Genomic DNA, 1,108 nt, shown 5'->3' with positions numbered 1-1,108 from the left:
GCGGCGCAAGCGCGATGCGGTGCGCGCCTTCACGAGCCAGTTGCGGCGCGATCCATCGACCGGCGCGCCGCCGGTGCTGCGCGCCACCACGCTGGCGCGCGCGCAGCGGCCGTATGAAGTGGTCTTCCTGTGAGCGGCGACACTCACCGCCCGTACTTCGACGCGCTTTACACGGCCAGCGAGGATCCGTACGCGCTGCGCGCGCGCTGGTACGAGGCGCGCAAACGCGCGGTGCTGCTCGCCGCATTGCCGCGGCCGCACTTTCGGGACGCGTTCGAGCCCGGCTGCGGCATCGGCGAACTCACGCTGGAACTGGCCCCGCGCTGCGACCGGCTGCTCGCGAGCGATTTCTCGGCGCAGGCGGTGACGACCGCGCGACGGCGCACGGCCGGGCTCGGCCATGTGGAGGTGCGGCAGCAGACGCTGCCCGAGGACTGGCCGCTCGAGCCACAGCCGGGCCCCGGCCGTTTCGATCTGATCGTGCTCAGCGAGATCGGCTACTTTCTGGATCGCGAGGCCATGGGCCGCGTGGCCGCCTGCTGCGAACGCACGCTGGATGCCGACGGCACGCTGGTGGCCTGCGACTGGCGCCCCGACTTCGCGCAACGCAGCCTCTCGACCGCCGACGTGCACGGCGCACTGGCCGCGCTCGGCCTGGCGCGGCTGGTGCTGCACGAGGAGGACGACTTCGTGTTGCAGGTGTGGGCGCGCGACGCGCGCTCGGTCGCCGAGCGCGAAGGCATCCGCTGATTGCATCGCCATCGCGGGCGCACGCGGCCTGAACCGCCACCGCCCGCCACACACCTCGATGCATCCCTGTGGCGTCGCCGACGACGGACAGCACTGACGCAGGCCGCTTGGCTTTTCTTACCCGGGGTGCACGCGGCGCGCGCAGCATGGTTTTCATCTTCATCCACACAGGAGCGATGACCATGCCAAGAGGCGACAAGTCGTCCTACACGGACAAGCAGAAACGCAAGGCCGAACACATCGAAGACGGCTACGAGAAACGCGGGGTCGGCAAGGGCGAGGCCGAGCGCCGAGCCTGGGCCACCGTCAATGCCGAGACCGGCGGCGGCAAGAAGAGCGGCTCGGGCCGCGGCAAGGC

The 1,108-nt window shown here is 70.8% G+C and carries 1 protein-coding gene; it reads left to right on the top strand.

What is annotated here, in order from left to right:
• Nucleotides 1–129 precede the first annotated feature (129 nt).
• On the top strand, nt 130–750 hold the full coding sequence (locus tag AC27VN_RS42095) for a class I SAM-dependent methyltransferase (protein WP_490880607.1): 621 nt from the start codon (nt 130–132) through the stop codon (nt 748–750).
• Nucleotides 751–1,108: the final 358 nt, after the last annotated feature.

The sequence above is a fragment of the Variovorax sp. 20P10.2.4 genome, assembly GCF_058244205.1.
Note: the sequence above shows the minus strand (reverse complement) of the source record. Positions and strands in the feature narration are given on the sequence as shown.